The 17,920-nt window shown below is 34.3% G+C and carries 15 protein-coding genes; 14 read left to right on the top strand and 1 reads right to left on the bottom strand.

The window, feature by feature from the left end:
* Nucleotide 1: 1 nt before the first annotated feature.
* Nucleotides 2–3,025, bottom strand: coding sequence for an RHS repeat domain-containing protein (locus ACODST_RS24795; RefSeq protein ID WP_488934779.1), 3,024 nt, complete (start codon nt 3,023–3,025; stop codon nt 2–4).
* 188 nt (nt 3,026–3,213) lie between these two features.
* Here ACODST_RS24795 and ACODST_RS24800 point away from each other — a divergent pair, with 188 nt between their 5' ends.
* The 14 genes from ACODST_RS24800 to ACODST_RS24865 are packed head-to-tail and all read left to right on the top strand — an operon-like array spanning nt 3,214 to nt 17,814.
* Entirely contained in the window at nt 3,214–3,624 is a 411-nt protein-coding gene (locus ACODST_RS24800) for a prepilin-type N-terminal cleavage/methylation domain-containing protein (protein WP_488934780.1), read from the top strand.
* Nucleotides 3,624–4,100 (top strand): hypothetical protein, encoded by a 477-nt coding sequence (locus ACODST_RS24805; RefSeq protein WP_488934781.1) that lies wholly within the window; start codon nt 3,624–3,626, stop codon nt 4,098–4,100. Before ACODST_RS24800 ends, ACODST_RS24805 begins: the two co-directional genes overlap by 1 nt.
* A complete protein-coding gene (locus ACODST_RS24810) occupies nt 4,101–5,501 on the top strand; it encodes a GspE/PulE family protein (protein WP_488934782.1) in 1,401 nt (466 codons plus the stop codon).
* Nucleotides 5,502–5,542: 41 nt separating this feature from the next.
* Nucleotides 5,543–7,747 (top strand): type II secretion system protein GspD, encoded by a 2,205-nt coding sequence (locus ACODST_RS24815; protein WP_488934783.1) that lies wholly within the window; start codon nt 5,543–5,545, stop codon nt 7,745–7,747.
* Nucleotides 7,747–8,940, top strand: coding sequence for a hypothetical protein (locus ACODST_RS24820; RefSeq protein ID WP_488934784.1), 1,194 nt, complete (start codon nt 7,747–7,749; stop codon nt 8,938–8,940). The genes ACODST_RS24815 and ACODST_RS24820 overlap by 1 nt, the downstream gene beginning before the upstream one ends.
* A 1-nt stretch (nt 8,941) precedes the next feature.
* Nucleotides 8,942–9,463 carry a hypothetical protein gene (locus ACODST_RS24825; RefSeq protein WP_488934785.1) on the top strand — a complete coding sequence of 174 codons (522 nt, stop codon included), beginning with the start codon at nt 8,942–8,944 and terminating at the stop codon, nt 9,461–9,463.
* 37 nt (nt 9,464–9,500) lie between these two features.
* A complete protein-coding gene (locus ACODST_RS24830; protein WP_488934786.1) occupies nt 9,501–10,721 on the top strand; it encodes a hypothetical protein in 1,221 nt (406 codons plus the stop codon).
* A complete protein-coding gene (locus ACODST_RS24835; protein ID WP_488934787.1) occupies nt 10,708–11,865 on the top strand; it encodes a hypothetical protein in 1,158 nt (385 codons plus the stop codon). The genes ACODST_RS24830 and ACODST_RS24835 overlap by 14 nt, the downstream gene beginning before the upstream one ends.
* 13 nt (nt 11,866–11,878) lie before the next feature.
* Complete coding sequence (locus ACODST_RS24840) at nt 11,879–13,123, top strand: hypothetical protein (protein ID WP_488934788.1); 1,245 nt, start codon at nt 11,879–11,881, stop codon at nt 13,121–13,123.
* Nucleotides 13,124–13,134: 11 nt separating this feature from the next.
* Nucleotides 13,135–13,962 (top strand): hypothetical protein, encoded by an 828-nt coding sequence (locus tag ACODST_RS24845; RefSeq protein WP_488934789.1) that lies wholly within the window; start codon nt 13,135–13,137, stop codon nt 13,960–13,962.
* Nucleotide 13,963: 1 nt separating this feature from the next.
* On the top strand, nt 13,964–14,998 hold the full coding sequence (locus ACODST_RS24850) for a hypothetical protein (RefSeq protein WP_488934790.1): 1,035 nt from the start codon (nt 13,964–13,966) through the stop codon (nt 14,996–14,998).
* Nucleotides 14,999–15,026: 28 nt separating this feature from the next.
* Nucleotides 15,027–15,959, top strand: a complete 933-nt coding sequence (locus tag ACODST_RS24855) for a hypothetical protein (protein ID WP_488934791.1) — start codon at nt 15,027–15,029, stop codon at nt 15,957–15,959.
* Entirely contained in the window at nt 15,959–17,068 is a 1,110-nt protein-coding gene (locus ACODST_RS24860) for a hypothetical protein (RefSeq protein WP_488934792.1), read from the top strand. The genes ACODST_RS24855 and ACODST_RS24860 overlap by 1 nt, the downstream gene beginning before the upstream one ends.
* Nucleotides 17,069–17,079: 11 nt before the next feature.
* Complete coding sequence (locus ACODST_RS24865) at nt 17,080–17,814, top strand: hypothetical protein (RefSeq protein WP_488934793.1); 735 nt, start codon at nt 17,080–17,082, stop codon at nt 17,812–17,814.
* Nucleotides 17,815–17,920: the final 106 nt, after the last annotated feature.

Genomic DNA, 17,920 nt, shown 5'->3' on the forward strand with positions numbered 1-17,920 from the left:
ATTAGTTTTTGTAGTGATACTGATTTTCAGATATTAATTTGCCCTGGGCATCTTTTACTGATATTAATTTTCCGAAACTATCATAATTATAATTAGTTACCTCTCCTTTCGGATCTGTAATTGTACTTGCGCCAATTAATGGAATGTGGGTGTAAGTAGTAATCATACAATTTGACAATGAAGCATTATTTCTCAGATTGTTTATGGCATTTAAATTAGCTTCATTGTAATCATTTAGGGCAGCGGTTGTAATTCCTAAAGCAGCCGCTACTTGTGCATATGTTGCATTTTCTATTTTTGCGATAGGCAGAGTTTTATTGTAGCCCCAGATAAAGACGGTATACATCCCGTCTTTAGAGTGGAATTCTACAATATTTCCCGCCGTATCATAAATGTCATATAACACTGACTTTTCATTTGCCGGGTTCCCTAAAGGGAAAATGTCTATTTTTTTTGGAACTGTTATACCTGATGCCTCTTGATAACTATAGCTTATTGTTTCTTTAACTTTTCCATTAGTTCTAACAGTTGTTGAAGCGGGAAGATTAAAAATATTTTTAGCACCATCTAATGCATAAGAATTTTGTTCATTATAAAATTCTCCAGTCTTGTTAGACTTAATGGTTTTTGAAACAAAACGATATGCATTGTATTCATAATCGGTTGTGGTTTGTATACTATCTGTTGTAAAGTAGTTACTTTCGATTTGTTTTTTTAGTAAAGTCTGCTTGCCAAATAAAGGATAAAAGCTTATTTGATAACGTTCTAAAGAATTAACGTAACCGGCTGCATTATAATCGACATACATACCATAAAAACTCGTTTTAGCTCCATAATCTATACTGCTTCTAAATTTATAATATTCATTTTTAATGTCTCTGATTTTTTTGTTTTGTGCATCAAAAGTTTTTTCAAATAAAACAGATCCATTTTCAATATCATCGTTAGAATAACTGTAATTATTATTTGATTTTACATTATCTAAGTACACTACATTTTCCGCTCTGTTTTGAAATGTTTTTTCAATATAACCATTATTCAAATTGCTTATATCTCTTATTTTAACCTTGCCATAACCAACATAATTTGAAATTCCATTTGGAGATACATTAAAGTAGTTGTTTGAAGATAATCTGTCAACTTTTACGTAGTACAAGTAACCAGTGTTTACTCCAACTCCATTTGAAGATGGAAAACTTCTTGTATTGTTATAACTTGCAGTTTTTGTAGTTAATAGAGGAAGCATTGTCTTTCCTTCGGAATATACATATTCTTTTGCGCTTGCAAAAGAACCATCATAATTGTAATTAGCAATTTTTTTTATTCTTAAACCATTTCCTCTAGTAACAGCCTGATTATCCTCTTGTATAGAATAAAACAAATTAGAGGCTTCATTTAATTCGTAATCAAAAGTCGTATAGCCTTTGGTAGGGTATATTATTTTTTCTAATATAGATGCTTTTGTATAATTTTCAACAGCATTTAAATTATTTCCATTATTTCCAATATAGCTGTAATATTTGAATTGAATAGGGTTTGGAATTATCGAGGTATTTTGCGTACTGCCGTTAAAATATCCCCAAAAATCTAAAGCATATGAGTCTTTTCTGGGTAAGCTTTGATTGTTATAGATAAAAGTAAATTCTTGATCGTTCATACTTACCGAATTCAATTTTAATCTATAAGGATTTATATTGGTATTAGCAGGGTTAAAAACGTTAGATGGGATTGATGTAAAATAATTATAATTGAATTTTATATTTTTTATCCTTAAGTTCTTTTTATTAGTTAAAACTATCGAATCCAGCTTTTTTAATAGAAGATCATCATTCCTATTTGAATAGTAAAAGTTTATTTTGCCTTCATCTGAAGTTATTGAGTTTATTAGTTTCAAATTCTGTTTTGAAATATTATAAAAAGTTTTGGTGTATTCTCCGCTATCACTTGCATCAGGTGTGAAAACATAATCTGGGAATGTTGTTAATGATTGTCCATAATAATCTAATGTTATTTTAGCAAATACTCCGGCTTTGTTAGCATCTGTTTTTGACAATGTTTTAGATTTTGTAAATTCTTGACTGTATGCAGGATTAGAGTCAATATTTTCTATATTGATGTAATCTATTAAAGTTTCCCTTTTGTTAGGTTCTATGATTTTTGTCAATTTCCAGACTCTGGAGTCAACAAAAGTCGTTACACTTGGAACTGAACTTTCATTTTTAATATTTTCTAAAGCATTGAATTCGTAAATGGTTCCTGTTGGTGCTGTTATAGTAAATTTAATTTCATATTTATTGACATAATTTAAAGAAATTTTATATCCAGTTTTATTGAGAACTTTAAAAGACATTTGGTTTGAACTACTTGAAAAGTCATTAATAAAGGTCAATGAATGACCTAAGAAATTTGCTGTAAAAATATCTGGTTCAGAATCAAAATTACCATTTGTTAAAACATCATTACTCCTTGAAAAAACACCATTATTTATTGTATATATTCCAAATGTGATTTTATTACCAACAAGAATTGGAATTTCAGTAGCTTTTGGATATTGTGTACCATCACTTATGCATGGTTCATTTGTTTTGATAATATATGAACACGAAAAAGGATAATCAGAAGGATATACATAACCTTGAAAATCTGGTCTCTCTTTGTAATATTGAAAATAAAAAGGCTGTAGGTCATCAATATCATTTATGTTTTGTACAATACTGCCTAAATTCATATCCCAGCCTAAACCAACAATGCCAGGTTGATCATTAACCCTGTTTCCACTTGTAGCTGTATAAGTCAGATTTAAAGGTATTTGAGATAGCTGAACAAGTGGAATGCTAATATTTGCGGAACCATTGTACTCATTTAATCCTATTTCCTGAAATTTAAATAATGATGCTGCGCTTGGTGTTAAGGGAGCATTTGGCATGTATTTTTTTTGAATTTCTGTACCAGTCACAGTTTGTGCCTGAATATTTATACTGATAAAAAGTATGACAGCATAAATGAGTTTGGTTTTTAATGACATAATAATTTTGGTAATTTGCTGATTATCCAGCTTATTGCTTGAGTTTATTTTTGATTATTTCCGGCTGTAATAATAATAAAAAAAATCCTATAAAATTAAATATTTATTAACCAATTATTTCCCATAGCTGTCTTCTTTGTTTTCTCAATAAAAAAGATATATTTGTAAAAATTAATTTATATTTTGTTTTGAAGAAAAATCTATTTAAAAAACTGCCTTCTTTTAATCTTCAGGAGATGTTGATTGTTCTTGCCATAATTGGAATCCTGCTTTTAATAGCCCTGCCTAACCTTATGCCGCTTATTACAAAAGCCAAAAGTGTTGAAGCTCAGGTACAGCTTAAAGCGATTTATAATGCCGAAAAACAGTACTATTTTATGTACTCAAAATACAGTCCTAACTTTAGTGAAATAGATTTTGAAGCACCCAAAACAACCAAAGAAAACGGAAGTGCTAACTACGTTTACGAAATTGTACATTCGAGCAATAATGAGTTTAAAGTAAAAGCTACAGCGATTACGGATTTTAACGGGAATGGGGTTTTTAATGTTTGGGAAATTGATCAGAATGGTGTTCCAAAACAAATTGTAAGTGATTAATGTGGTTTTTGAAATTCATATTAATACTTGTATTTGCATTTGTACTTTATCAGGATTTTAAAAGTCGTTTGGTTTACTGGTTCTTATATCCTTTGATTGGAGTTTTGGCATTTACAATTCAATTATATAAACTGCCTGTGTCCACTGCATTTATTAATCTGGGGATTAATTTGCTCTTTGTTGGTTTAATTCTGGGAGTTAGCATCTTTTACATCAAATTAAGAAAATTAGAATTTAAAAATACTATCGGGATGGGCGATATCCTGTTTTTTCTTTTTATAACCTGTACTTTTTCAACCGTTTCATTTTTGGTTTTATTTGTGTTTTCGTTAGTATTTTCACTTATTATACATTTGGTTTTAAGTAACCGAAACGAAGATGTGAGTGTGCCTTTGGCTGGTTATATGTCACTTTTTTTTGGGGTTGTTTATTTAGTTTCATTTTATTGGGACAATACATTTTTATACGTTTATTAAATGGAAAGTTTTGATATCCCAATAGAGTTTCAGCAGCTTGTAAAATCAGAACAGGCCTATTATTACCGGATTATCCCTTTTGGTAAAAATCAGCAGACGGTACTATTAAAAACAGATGCTTCTGATATAGCCGGACTGCAGAATGAACTAAGTATCCTGCTTAGTTTTCAGGTACAGTTAGAAACAGATTCTACAGAAAACATAAACCGTTATTTAAGTACCAATTACAGAAAAACATCGAATAACGTTTCTGAGATTCACTATACATCCGATTTCTTAGAAAAGATTGTATTAAATGCTAAAGAAATAGGAAGCAGTGATATTCATTTTGAACCTTATGAAAAAAATGCCAGGGTTCGTTTTCGTTTGGACGGTAAGCTGAAAGAGCAATTTCATATTTCGGTAGAGGAATATCCGGTTATTGTAAATAAAATAAAAATCAGAGCCCAGCTGGACATCTCCGAAAAAAGGCTTCCGCAGGACGGTCGTATTACAATGGTGACGGATTATCAGGATTTTGATGTTCGTGTTTCTGTTCTGCCTACTTTACATGGAGAGAAAGTGGTACTTCGTATTTTAAGCAAAGACACCAGTCATATCGATATTCATTCTTTGGGTTTTACCGAAAAAGAATTATCTGTTTATCAGGAAAATATCAAACGTCCTAATGGAATTGTACTTATTTCAGGACCAACAGGTTCCGGAAAAACAACGACTTTGTATGCTACATTAAAAAGACTGAATGTTCCCAATACGAATATTTTAACAGTCGAAGACCCTATCGAATATACACTGGAAGGAATCAATCAGGTTCAGTTAAAAGAAAATATAGGGCTTGACTTTGCGGCCACTTTAAGAACCTTTCTAAGACAGGACCCGGATATTATTATGGTGGGGGAGATTCGGGATGTAAACACGGCCAATATGGCAATTCGTGCCGCTTTGACGGGACACCTTGTTTTATCAACCATACATACCAATTCGGCCTGGGCTACGGTATCAAGACTAATAGATATGGGCGTTCCTTCATTCCTGATTGCAAGTACCCTAAATATGAGCGTGGCACAGCGTTTAGTGCGTAAATTGTGTAATTCCTGTAAAACAGAGCAGTCTGTTACAACAGAAGTTTTTCCGAGCGGTTTTGAAATCCCGGCCGATTTGAAGTCCCATAATATAGCAGTAGGATGTGAACATTGTTACCATACGGGGTATTCCGGAAGAAAAGCGATTTACGAAATCCTGCCAATTGGTTCGGAATTGTCAAATTTAATTAAGAATAATCAGCTGGATATCAATGAATATCTCGAAGAAAAAGACATTTTTACACTAAAACGAAATGCATTGTTATTAATTAAAGAAGGAATTACTTCTGTTGATGAAGTTTTTTCCTTACTCTTGTAAAATTAAATTATATATAAAAGTCCTACAATTGATATAAATTCATGAAAAAAATAATTACCCTGTTTTTATTGCTGGTATTTCAGATTTCGTTTTCACAGGAAAACCGGATTCAGCAGCTTAAAAATAATATAGAATCCATTTCTGCAGATGCTCCGGGACTTAATGAAAAGGTTAATGTAAATATTAAAGAAGCTTCTTTATCGAGTTTTTTGCTGGCTGTTTCCCAAATTCATAAATTAAATTTCAGTGTAGCAACAAACTTAAACCAGATCAACATTGTAAACAACTTTTCGGATGTAACAGTTGGTGATCTTCTTATCTTTTTGTGCAAAGAATATAACCTTACCATTGATTTCACAGGAAATATCCTGGCTATAAAAACCTATGAAAAACCTGTTGAAGTTCAAAAGATAAAAGAGATAGATGTAACGTATGATTATGCGAATGTTTTACTTTCGTTAAACCTGAAAGACGATAAGTTATATGATGTTTTCAGAAAAATAATGGATGTTAGCGGTAAAAATCTGGTTTTTGCGCCGGGATTGGAAAATCAGTTATTGACAGCTTACATAAAAAGCATGCCTTTTGATGCGGCTCTAAATAAAATGGCTTATGCCAATAATTTAAGCGTTACTAAATCCAGGGATAATTTTTACATTTTTGATAAGCTCGATGGAAATTATGTAGTTGAAGGAACCGGAAATCCAAATGGAGGAGGAGAGATCAGACAAAACAGACCTCAGCGTCCGAGAAAATCTAACTTTTTCTTTACGGTTGTGGATGCCGATAAAAAACTACTGAATGTTGATTTCGAAAACACTCCCATTTCAAGTATCGTTTATGATATTGGCCACGAACTTGACATAGATATGTTTATATCCAGTCCGCTGGAGAATGCAGGAAGCGGCACAGTTAAAGCAAAGAATATCACTTTTGATGAGCTTCTGGTAAAATTGTTTGAAGTAAAAACAGACAATAGTGCTGTACAAAACAATTCCGGTCAGCAGCAATATAATAATTCCGGAACAGCTGCACCAGCTGCGGGCGGTGGAGCGTATACTTTTAAAAGGAGCGGTTCTGTGTATTATTTTGGAACAAAAGAGCAGTTAGTGGTACGCAATATTAAATCAATTCCGTTGATGCACCGCTCTATCGAATTGTTAAGCGATCCTTCTAAAGAAGGCAGAAGTGCCGGAAGACTTAATAATACAAACAGCTATTCAAATTATAATTCGTATGATAGTAATACGAACAGGTCTGTTTCCAATTCTAATTCTAATTTTTCTAACTCAAACAGCAATTATAACGGCAGCAGCAATTATTCATCATCAGGTTCAGGCAGCAGCAGTACGCCGTCAGAATCTATTTTGACTATTATTCCGGATGAGATCAAAAAAGATTTAGATATTAAAATTGACAAAGAGCTGAATAGCTTTTTAGTAAATGGACCCGCAGCCAATATTGAAAGGTTTGAATCTTTTATAACTTATATAGACAAAGCTGTTCCGGTTATTTTAATTGAAGTGATGCTGCTGGAAGTCAATCGAAGTGCCACAGTAGAAACAGGTATTCAGGCCGGAATAGGAGATAAACCGGTAACTACAAAAGGAACTGTTTTTCCTAGTGCGGATATTAGCTTAGGAGCCTCTACTATTAATAAAATTATCGATGGTTTCAGCGGTTTTGGCTCTTTAAACATTGGGCAGGTCGTGCCTAATTTCTATTTAAGCCTGAAAGCTATGGAAACCAACGGAAATTTAAAAGTTCGTTCGTCTCCTAGATTATCTACCTTAAACGGACATAAAGCTTATTTGTCTATTGGTGAAACAACATATTATGTGGTAACCAATCAAAATTACTATGGATCGCAGATTCCGCAGGCATCAGAAGTGAAAAACTATCAGCCTATTGATGCTGAATTATCAGTTACTATCATGCCATTAGTTTCAGGAAATGGACAGATTACAATGGATATCAAAGTAATCCAGTCCAGTTTTAACGGACAAAAAGTAGACAAAGATGCACCTCCGGGAATTAACTCTCGCGAGTTTACTTCGATTATCAGGGTAAAAGATCAGGATTTAATTGTTTTGGGAGGATTAGAAGAGTCAGTAAAAAATGACTCAGGAACCGGAGTTCCTTTAATTTCAAGAATCCCGATTTTGAAATGGTTTTTCAGTTCAAGAAAAAGAGAAGATTCGAAGAAAAAATTAAGCGTTTTGATCAAACCAACAGTTATTTATTAATGGCCCTTTTATCCTTAAATACTTTTTTACTAGGCAGACAATACATTGGTATTGAGCATTTCACTTTACAGAATGAAGATAAAGTTTCTTTGCTTTTAGTGGAGAAAAAAAAGGAAGGATTAGTAATTAGTAAAAAAGACAGGGTAAGTTACAACGGGAAAATAGCCGAAAAATGGGATACCAGACTACCGTTTTTTGTGATTGTAAATTCCAGTCAGGTGATCCAGAAAGAAGTTTCAGGAGCGGAGCCTTCTGACGAAAAATTACTGCACAAAGCTTTTCCAAATACCAACTGGGAGGAGTTTTATTATGAAATATGGAGATTAAAGACAAAATCGGTTATAGCAATTTCCAGAAAGTCATATATCTCGGCCTTATTAGAAGAGTATGCAAATCAAAAAATAAATGTTGCAGGGATCAGTCTGGGTGTTTGTTCGTTAGCGGATATTATTTCATATACAGATGAGAATGAGCTTTATACCAATCATCAGAGTATAGCAAAAGATGAAAGTCAGATTATTTCGGCAAGTACGTCAGAGTCTGCAGTGACCTACACGATTAATGATCTTCAGATTGAGAACAGGCAGTTACTGGCTTTTTCGGGAATTTTACGATTAATAATAAATAGTACTGCCAACACCGGATCTGTTATATCCTACAGTGATGAACTGTATGATCATTATAACCAAAAGACTTTTTTTAATAAAGCAGTCAAAATAATGGTCGGAACAGTTTTAGGTGTACTGCTTCTTAATTTTATCTTCTTTTCCCACTACTATAAACTGGCTCAGGAATCATCAGAAATTCTATTGGTAAACAAATCCTCAATAGAGGATGTTGGTAAAATAAAACAGAGAATTATTGTAAAAGAAACTAAAGTAAAAGATATTGAAGGCAGAATGACTTCGCAGAGTTCTTTAATTATTAATGAAATTACGAATAAAGTTCCGTCATCTATTTTACTGACAGAGTTAACATTCAATCCTTTAGAGAAAAAAATTAAAGCAGAAGAACCTATACTAACAAAAGACAAGGTAATTGCTGTTTCGGGAACTACCATTACCAACCAGTCTTTTACAAAGTGGGTGGAGGATATTGAAAAACTGCGTTTTGTCGATAAAGTTTTAATTACTCATTTTGGTAAAAATGAAGATAATGAAACTACATTTTCTATTAACGTAACCCTAAAGTAAGATGAAGCTGAACAAAAAAAATAAACTTTTGATTATTGGTTTTTTGGCAGTATTGTATATCTGTTACTCTTTTGCGATTTCCAATACACTGAATTATTATAGCGAATATAAGAACAAACAGAAAGAGATAGCTGAAGACAGTGATATGCCCAAACTGGTGGCACAGCTGGCTCAGAAGGAAAAACAGCTGGATCAGATTTTATCTGATTATGATGTTACTATTTCAGAATCTTTTCAGAACGATTTATTAAAACAGCTGACCTCTTACAGTGACAGTTATCATTTAAAAATTGTTGATTTTAAAGAACCCCATACCATTTCTCAGAAAGGTTTTACCACAACCAGTTATGCTTTTTCCCTCGAAGGTTCCTTTAATGGCTGTCTTGCTGTGCTTAATCAGGTAGAAAACAATCCGATGCTGGGAAATATTAAGCATTTAAATTTTATTAAAAAGAAGAATTATAAAACCAATACAGACCAATTGTTTGTAGAGGTTATAATGCAGAAAAATAAAGGAGTTTAACTGAAACCCGTTACCAAAAACAAAATTTAAATACATAATGAAAAAGTTTTTTTTACTATTTGTGGTAGTGACCGCACAGGTAAGCTATGCCCAAAATACATTTCCTTTTCCTGAAAATGCTAGTGTAGGTATTGGTACAACCGAGCCCAAAAGCGGTTTACATGTTTTTAAACTTAATGATTTTAATGGTGGTTCAGTACGGTTTGGACATAGCGGCGCGTATGATGGAATCCTCAGCTTTGGCTGGAATCCTGAAATTTTAAGCGATGCCTTCAGAATTTCGTACAGTCCGCATAATTCAGTAGTAAGTACTACAGATTTAGTAACCATTGGATTAAACGGAAATTTTGGTATTGGAACAAGTAATCCGCAGGCAATTTTAGATGTTTATCTGCCTATTCCCAGTCAAAGCAGATATAATATCCAAAAATGGTCGACCAATAATCCATTATACAATCTGACCTTGCAGACCGTTTGGAATCATAATGGTATAAATCAGGAATTTGTTCAGCTTTTTAATGGCGTAGAATATAAGTCTCTGGCTTTTTTTGGAGGGAATGTAGGAGTTGGAACAAGTTCACCTGTAAGTAAATTGTCGGTAGATGGTTCTTTGACAGTAAATGGAGGCCTTTTCAATAGTTCGCAGCGCCCCTTAATTTCGACCGGGACTTTATCAAATGGTGAAATTAGAGGTTACAGCGGTTCCGGCAATGGTGCCGATGATGGTTTTTTGAGATTTTCGGCAGGAGGAGGCACAAATGCTAATGTTAAATCTTTTATCGATTTGACAGGTTATTCAACAGTACCGGATTTAGATAGAAATATTGTGTTGGGAACTTCAGGAATAGAACGTTTACGAATTACGAATAGTGGTAATATAGGTATTGGAACATTAAACCCAACAAGTAAATTAGATGTAAACGGCACCATTCACTCTAAAGAAGTAAAAGTAGATCTGGATTTTCCCGCTCCGGATTATGTGTTTGCAGCTGATTACAAATTAAGAACACTGGATGAAGTGGAAAGTTATGTAAAAGAAAATAATCACTTACCGGAAATACCATCTGCCAAAGAGTTTGAGAAAAACGGAATCCATGTTTCTGAAATGAATATGGCACTTTTAAAGAAAATTGAAGAACTGACTTTGTATATGATCGACATGAAAAAGGAAAATGAAAGAGTGAAGGATGAAAATGTCAGGATGAAAAAGAATCAAACGGAATTAGAAAAAAGAATAATGAAACTTGAAAAAAAATAGTAATATGAGGAAGATTTTTTTATTTTTTATCGGATTTGGTATACAGATAAATTTTGCTCAAAATACATTTCCTTTTCCACAAACGGGTAATGTAGGAATTGGAACTACTGCGCCAGTTGTTTTATTTCAGGTACAAAGTTCTAATGACACTTTTGCAGCCCACTTTAGCGGTAATAATCAGACAAATGGAGTTGCTATTGGAACGTCTGCTAGTAATACCGGTACAATTCAAGGATATTCAAAGTCATTCAGCACTACAAATAATATCGCTTTACAGCCATACGACGGTAATGTTGGAATAGGGATTTTAAATCCTGTACAAAAATTAGAGGTAAATGGCAACGGATTATTTCAGGGAAGAATGATCACCTCAATTTCAGGAGATATTGGAGGGGAAGTGCAGCTAAATAATCCTTCAAAGACTTTAAATGGTACCGCAAGAAGCTGGAGCATCTTTAATATGACTGGTGGTTACGGTAATAGCCTGCAATTTTGGGCTTATGATTATTTAGGGTGTGCCGATGGAGGATTATGTGCTAACCGATTTACGATTATGGATAATGGAAATGTAGGTATTGGTTCATATAATCCTGCAGCAAGACTTGAAGCGATCAACACAACAGCGGGTTTAACGACATTTAAAACTGTTGGTACAAATGGTTATATGATTATCGATAATGTTGGGTCTGGTGAAAATTATTTTAGTGCCAATAGATTTCATGAATTTCAGATTAACGGTTCTCCAAAAATGAAGATAGATCTAAATGGAAATGTTGGGATAGGAGAAATAAATCCTCAGAATAAGCTGGATGTAAACGGTACTGTTCATTCCAAAGAAGTAAAAGTAGATATGTTGAACTGGTCAGATTTTGTATTTAAAAAAGAATACAAATTGCCAACACTTGAAGAAGTGGAAAAACACATAGCAGAAAAAGGCCATTTAGAAAATATCCCAAACGAAGAAGAAGTTTTAAAAAATGGAATAAACCTGGGAGAAATGAATGCAAAACTTTTACAAAAAATAGAAGAACTGACCCTGTATATGATTGAGATGAAAAAAGAAAATGAAGCAGTAAAAAAGGAGAATCAAAAATTTCAGGAAATATTTGAACGACTGGATAAAATTGAAAATCAATTAAAATAAAACTTCTAATATTATGATGAATAAGTTGATTTATATGAGCGTTATTATGTTTTCTTTAACGGCTGAAGCGCAAATATATACACCAAACGGAACCGTTCAGGGCAGCTCTGTTAATAACAATGTTGGTATAGGAACTCAAACCCCATCAGCGAAACTAAGTGTTCAGGCAGGACCGGACGGATATCCTACACCACTAAAAGCGATAAGTATCTGGGGACCCAATTCTCCGGCAAACGCAAACTCTGCTCAGGATTTAAGCTGGGATTTTGCGGCAGCAGGCTCATCCGTTATCAGAAGTTACAGAGGAGCTAATTTCGATACTTATATGCAGTTTCTCACCAATAGTGATTCTGGAGGTAATGCACCGCAGATCCGTATGCATATTAGTCAAAATGGAAATGTTGGAATTGGTAATACAAATCCACAAACTAAACTGGACGTTCTTGGACAAGGACGTTTTAAAACTGCAGATGACCAATCAGGTTCAGGCGGTCTTACTATTGAGACAGATGGAGGGACAAATCTTAGAATGGGAGGAAACTTTAATTACAGCTGGATACAATCTCATATGTCACTGCCTTTATATATCAATGAACTGGGTAACAATACAATTATTAATAAAAATTATGGGAATGTTGGTATTGGAATGGCAAATCCATTAGCAAAATTGTCTGTTTATGGTGGAAATGTTCTGGTAAAAAACATAAATAACGTTAATAATCTTTCATCATTAATGATCGCTCATTCTGTCACAGATGGAAATTTTACAGATGTTGGAACCTCAATTTCTACAATAGTACAAAATGCGGGAGGAAATAATTATGGAATGCAATTTTTTACTATGGAATCTCATCTAACCGGACAAACTGAAAAAGTAAGGATTTTAGGAAATGGGAATGTAGGGATAGGAGAAATAAATCCTCAAAATAAACTGGATGTAAATGGTACCATCCATTCCAAAGAAGTAAAAGTAGATTTGACAGGCTGGTCGGATTTTGTATTTAAAAAAGACTATACTTTACCAACGCTTGAAGAAGTTGAAAAACATATTGCTGAAAAAGGCCATCTGCAAAATATACCAAGTGAAGAAGAGGTTTTAAAAAACGGAATTAAGCTGGGGGAAATGAATGCGAAGCTTTTACAAAAAATAGAAGAACTGACTTTATATACAATTGAACAGCAAAAAGAATTAAATGCCCTTAAATCTAAATTAACAAGAATCGAAAATTTATTAAACAACAATTTAGATAACAATTAAAATTAACAGCCATGAAAAAGAATTTTTTAATTATTGCGATTTTATTAATTACACAAAGTATTTTTTCGCAGACCGGAGGAAGAAGGTTTTTTACAAACAGTTTTTCTGTAAACAATGCAACCCTTTTAGAACTTAAAGACGATTTAGGACAGTCTTTAAATACCAAAAACATGTACAAAGTGCAGTTGATAACTACGGCTACAGCGACTAAAAACGGTACTGAATATTTAGTATGGCATGATATATCAACTGCTCAATGGCAGATTAGGGCGGTTACTCTTTCGGGTACCGGTTCTAATCATCCATTGTTAATTGTTGAAGATAATATCGTAAAGGTATATACGAAGCATACCACTAAATATAATGTTTTTGCTTATGTAGAAGAGATCATAACAAACAGAGACTATGTGCTGCCTTCTATTTTTGGTGCTTCATTCCATTGGCAGCGACAAGGGACTTTTTTGTCTTATGATGGAAATGTTGGTATAGGAACAACGGCAGCGACAGCAAACAAATTAGATGTTAATGGTATAATCCATTCTCAGGAGGTAAAAGTTGATATGACCGGCTGGCCTGATTATGTATTTAAAAAAGAATACACTTTACCAACACTTGAAGAAGTTGAAAAACATATTAAAGAAAAAGGACATTTAGAAAATATTCCGAGTGAAGAAGAAGTTTTGAAAAATGGAATTGCCGTAGGAGAAATGAATGCTAAACTGCTGCAAAAAATAGAAGAACTGACACTTTATGTAATTGAGCAAAACAAGCGTTTGGATAAAGTGGAAAAAGAGAATACGGACCTAAAAAATGAGATAGATTCAATAAAAAAGAAGTAAAATGAAATGGAATATTTTATTAGCGGGATTTGTTTTGTGTGTCCAGATAAGTTTTGCACAAAATCTTTTAGAAGCTACGGGCAATGTGGGTATTGGAACACTTGAACCACAGGTAAAACTGCACGTAAAGAACACCGATAACAGTTATGCGACAATTCTAGCCAATGGCACAGAAAGTGCTTTTGCATTGTACACGAGGACTCTAACTACGCAGCCTGTTAATGCAGAAACTTTTAGAATTGGTTTAAAATATCACACCAATATAGAGAATGGTTTTATCTCTTTTTACAGAGGACCGTCTGCCACTGGTGGTTTTTTAGGTTTTTCGACCAACGGGCTCGAAAGAATGCTTATTGCATCAAACGGAAATGTAGGTGTTGGTACTAATTTACCAGTAAGTAAATTATCCATTGGCGGTTCTTTAACCCTAAACGGAGGGCTTAACAACACTTTAGAAAGACCTTTAATTTCAGCAGGTACTTTGGCAAATGGTGAAATTAGAAGTTATAGTAATGCGGGAAATGCCTATGATGACGGATTCCTAAGACTGTCAGCAGGAGGCGGAACCAATTCAGTTACAAAATCTTATATCGATTTGACAGGACATTCTACCATTCCGGATATGAACAGAAATATTGTATTGGGAACCAACGGAGCTGAACGTATGCGGATTAATAGCAGCGGGAATATTGGAATTGGAACTAAATCGCCTGATTCAAAACTTACGGTTAATGGTATAATTCATTCTACGGAAGTAAAAGTTGACTTAAATGTTCCCGCACCGGATTACGTTTTTGCCAGCGATTATAATTTGAAAAGCCTGCCGGAAGTAGAAAAGTATATCAAGGAAAACAGCCATTTACCTGAAATCCCATCAGCAAAAGAATTTGAAAAAAACGGAATCAACGTTTCGGAAATGAATATGGCACTTTTAAAGAAAGTAGAAGAGCTGACTTTATACATGATTGAAATGCAAAAAGATATTACTGCCCTGAAACAAGAAAATAAAGAATTGAAATCTCAGATTAAAAACTAATTTATTAACCTCATCTAACCCCAAGATTATGACTGCTAAAAAGTATTACCTGATTTTGATATTGTTTTGTGCAATTGCTGTCAGTGCGCAGAATTACAACAATATAGTGAACTATTCCATTAACGGCACTCCGGTAAACGGAGTAAAAATTAAAACCAATTTACCGTTTTATCCGGCCAGTCAAATGCCCACTATTACCATTACAGGCTTTAATTACCAGACAGCAGAAACCATAAACTTAACCATTGTGTATTATACGTATTCAGGCGGCAGTAATTTTGAAGATCCGGCCAATTTTTATTTTCATGGTCCAAAGATGTCTTCGTCCGGAAGTTATACCCCGGTTGTGTATTTATCTTCAGAAAATGGCAAGGTAGTTATTTATATTAATGACAAAGTCTATTTTCAAAGATTTACAGTAAGTGCGTATGCCAAAGGAATGTCAGAAACAAGCAGCTGGTTTGAAGGCTGGACAGCTGTCGATGAACCTTTAACAGGAACTAAAACAGTCGAAATTCCGTATCAGAACAGATTTAAAGGAAATGTGTATCTGTCGGGAGGCAGTATCTGGAACTCAGCTGGTAATGTAGGAATTGGTACTGAAAATCCCGATGCCAGATTAGCCGTTAACGGTTCGATACATTCCAGAGAAGTAAAAGTCGATTTGACAGTTCCGGCACCCGATTATGTTTTTGCCAATGATTATAATTTAAAAAGCTTAGAACAAGTTGAAAATTATATTAAACAAAACAGCCATTTGCCTGAAATTCCGTCTGCCAAAGAGTTCGAGAAAAATGGCATTAACGTTTCTGAAATGAACATGGCGCTTTTAAAGAAAGTAGAAGAGCTGACCTTGTATGTTATTGAGCAGAATAAAAAGATAGCTGATTTAGAACAGGAAAATAAAAAGGTATCAGAGTTGGAAAAAAGAGTAGGAAAACTTGAAAAAACTGTAAAATAATGAACAGAAAAAGCAGCTTTACAGTTATACTTTTCGGGATATTTGTTTTTGGGGTAAAAGCGCAGAGTTTAAACCCTGTTTCGCATATAGCAGCCCCGGGTACGGCAGATACTTTTAATGCCGGTTATACTTTTGCTTATGCCACTTCTGGAACTCCCTGGAACGGATCTTTAATTAGTTACGGCGGATTTCCAATAAACAATTACGACACTCAGATAAGTTCTGATTATGGACCGGCAGGAGGAAAACATATTAGTTTCAGAACTAAAAACGGAGACCAGAATATATGGAATCCGTGGATTGAACTGGCTACTAAAGGCGAAAATGATTTTATGGGAAAACAAACCATGTCCGGCTACTTAGGGCTTGGAATAAGTACTCCTCTTGATAAACTGCATGTTCATGGAAATCATGGAGACACCAGAATCCGACTGCATTCTGAAGGAGGCGGAGACGAAGCCCGCCAGGCCGATTTAATGCTTTGGGCCAGTGAACCGGGACTAACTTATACCGGAGTGGGAATAGGAAATAATATTCATAACTTTAATAATGCAAACGGCGGGATGAAACTCCTTAATACAGCCAGAGGCGGATCTTATATTAGATTACTCGATTGTGCCATGCAGTTTAATATTGTAGGAGTAAGCGGGGGCGACGCACAGGCGATGGTCATCAATACCTCAGCCAATGTTGGAATTGGCGTTGCCAGTCCTTTATACAAATTGGATGTTAACGGAACAACACATTCCCGCGAAGTAAAGGTTGACTTAAACTTTTCTGCTCCCGATTATGTTTTTGCCAGCGACTATAAACTAAAAAGTCTTCCGGAAGTTGAAAATTATATAAAACAAAACAGCCATTTACCTGAAATTCCGTCTGCCAAAGAATTGGAGCAAAACGGTATCAACGTTTCTGAAATGAATATGGCGCTTTTAAAGAAAGTAGAAGAACTGACTTTGTATGCTATCGAACAGCAGAAAAATACGGAGAAACTCAAATCCTATATTCAGGAACAGAGAGAATTGTTTGATGAACTGGTTTTGTATTCAAAAAAGCAAAACGAGCGTTTGGAAAAACTTGAAAAAGAGGATAAAACATTAAAAAAGTAAATTGAAACGGAATGAAAAATATAGTTAAAGTTAATATCATTTTCTTGTTGTTATGTTTTCAAAAAAGTATTTCACAGGGGATTCTCACTGCGGCAGATAATAGTGTAAATGCTATTAATGCATCTTCTCCGGTTATCCCTAAAACAGAATCAGGTACAGCGATGTGGACGTCTACCAATGCCTATTGGGCAGTGCCACTTATTTACAGAACAATGAGATTTCCTGAGAATGGAACAGGGGCTTTTCCTTTTAATAATTATGGAGAATTGATGATTCAGGGAACTTCTCATGGAAGTATGTACAATAAAGGAATTAGTTTTGTAACCTGGGATGGGACAAGTGCTGCGCCTCAAATTAGAATGAGGGTTTCTCCCGAAGGAAATATAGGTATTGGAACGCTTTCGCCAAATGCGAAATTAACAGTGGGAGGTACCATTTATTCAAAAGAAATAAAAGTAGATCTAAATGTTCCGGCACCCGATTATGTTTTTGCCAGCGACTATAAACTAAAAAGTCTTCCGGAAGTTGAAAATTATATCATAGAGAACAGCCATTTGCCTGAAATTCCGTCTGCCAAAGAATTGGAGAAAAACGGTATCAACGTTTCTGAAATGAATATGGCGCTTTTAAAGAAAGTAGAAGAACTTACTTTGTATGCTATCGAACAGCAGAAAAATACCGATAAACTTATGAAGATTATTGAAGCACAAAACAGGAGATTGGAAACACTGGAAAGTGTAAAATAAATAAAAAAGAATATATATTAGAAAACCGCTTTTGTTACTAGACTGCACCCAAAAGGTAGTGTCTCACTAACTGTGTAAGTAAAAAATAATGGGGTTTTAATACCTC

This window comes from Flavobacterium sp. FG19 (genome assembly GCF_057809475.1).

What these genes read in the sequence shown, in the direction of transcription:
- ACODST_RS24840 (WP_488934788.1), top strand. Translation starts at nt 11,879, where the DNA reads ATGATGAATAAGTTGATTTATATGAGCGTTATTATGTTTTCTTTAACG.
- ACODST_RS24810 (WP_488934782.1), top strand. Translation starts at nt 4,101, where the DNA reads ATGGAAAGTTTTGATATCCCAATAGAGTTTCAGCAGCTTGTAAAATCA.
- ACODST_RS24815 (WP_488934783.1), top strand. Translation starts at nt 5,543, where the DNA reads ATGAAAAAAATAATTACCCTGTTTTTATTGCTGGTATTTCAGATTTCG.
- ACODST_RS24845 (WP_488934789.1), top strand. Translation starts at nt 13,135, where the DNA reads ATGAAAAAGAATTTTTTAATTATTGCGATTTTATTAATTACACAAAGT.
- ACODST_RS24860 (WP_488934792.1), top strand. Translation starts at nt 15,959, where the DNA reads ATGAACAGAAAAAGCAGCTTTACAGTTATACTTTTCGGGATATTTGTT.
- ACODST_RS24865 (WP_488934793.1), top strand. Translation starts at nt 17,080, where the DNA reads ATGAAAAATATAGTTAAAGTTAATATCATTTTCTTGTTGTTATGTTTT.
- ACODST_RS24795 (WP_488934779.1), bottom strand. Translation starts at nt 3,025, where the DNA reads ATGTCATTAAAAACCAAACTCATTTATGCTGTCATACTTTTTATCAGT.
- ACODST_RS24830 (WP_488934786.1), top strand. Translation starts at nt 9,501, where the DNA reads ATGAAAAAGTTTTTTTTACTATTTGTGGTAGTGACCGCACAGGTAAGC.
- ACODST_RS24805 (WP_488934781.1), top strand. Translation starts at nt 3,624, where the DNA reads ATGTGGTTTTTGAAATTCATATTAATACTTGTATTTGCATTTGTACTT.
- ACODST_RS24825 (WP_488934785.1), top strand. Translation starts at nt 8,942, where the DNA reads ATGAAGCTGAACAAAAAAAATAAACTTTTGATTATTGGTTTTTTGGCA.
- ACODST_RS24855 (WP_488934791.1), top strand. Translation starts at nt 15,027, where the DNA reads ATGACTGCTAAAAAGTATTACCTGATTTTGATATTGTTTTGTGCAATT.
- ACODST_RS24850 (WP_488934790.1), top strand. Translation starts at nt 13,964, where the DNA reads ATGAAATGGAATATTTTATTAGCGGGATTTGTTTTGTGTGTCCAGATA.
- ACODST_RS24820 (WP_488934784.1), top strand. Translation starts at nt 7,747, where the DNA reads ATGGCCCTTTTATCCTTAAATACTTTTTTACTAGGCAGACAATACATT.